The sequence below is a fragment of the Lysobacter sp. TAB13 genome, from assembly GCF_052113885.1.
Lineage (GTDB): Bacteria > Pseudomonadota > Gammaproteobacteria > Xanthomonadales > Xanthomonadaceae > Lysobacter > Lysobacter gummosus.
The window spans coordinates 1-553 of sequence record NZ_JBFRDR010000115.1 but is presented as its reverse complement, the minus strand read 5'-3'; the positions used below and the strand labels follow the sequence as shown (position 1 = coordinate 553).

The following is a 553-nucleotide window of genomic DNA, read 5'->3' as shown; positions in this document are numbered from 1 at the left end:
GCTCGAAGGTGATCGGCACCTCGCCGGAGCGGCATGATCTCTCGGGGCTGACCGAGCCGCTGCGCTCGCATGGCGGCATCACCGAGCAGCGCGTGCCGATGATCGCCAACCGGCCGATCTCCGTGCCCGAGGGGCGCACGCTCCGCAATTTCGACGTCTTCGACGTCGCCCTCAATCTGGTGCTCTGAGATGAACGCGAATGTGAATCCGCCCGTGCGCCGCGAGACGATGCGGATCGCCGGCAAGCTCGTCTCGACCGACGACATGGTCGAGGTCCGCAACCCCTACGACAATTCCGTCGTCGGCCTGGTGCCGGCGGCGCGGCCCGAGCATGTCCGCGAGGCCTTCGCCAAGGCGCGCGCCTTCAAGCCGACGCTGACCCGCTATGAGCGCCAGCAGATCCTGCAGAAGACGGCAGAGCTGCTGCGCGACCGCAAGGAAGAGTTCGCCCGGCTGATCACGGCCGAAGCCGGGCTGTGCTGGAAGGACTCGCTCTACGAGGCGAGCCGCGCCTATGACGTCTGGTCGTTTGCGGCCCAGCTCACCATCAAGG

The 553-nt window shown here is 67.3% G+C and carries 2 protein-coding genes; both read left to right on the top strand.

The features are described 5' to 3' along the window. Window positions 1-188, top strand: a 188-nt coding sequence (locus AB4Y92_RS25385) for a hypothetical protein (protein ID WP_441822132.1), incomplete at its 5' end; no start/stop codon positions are given. A gap of 1 nt (window position 189) precedes the next feature. Next, on the top strand, window positions 190-553 hold a 364-nt coding region (locus AB4Y92_RS25380), incomplete at its 3' end, for an aldehyde dehydrogenase family protein (protein ID WP_441822131.1).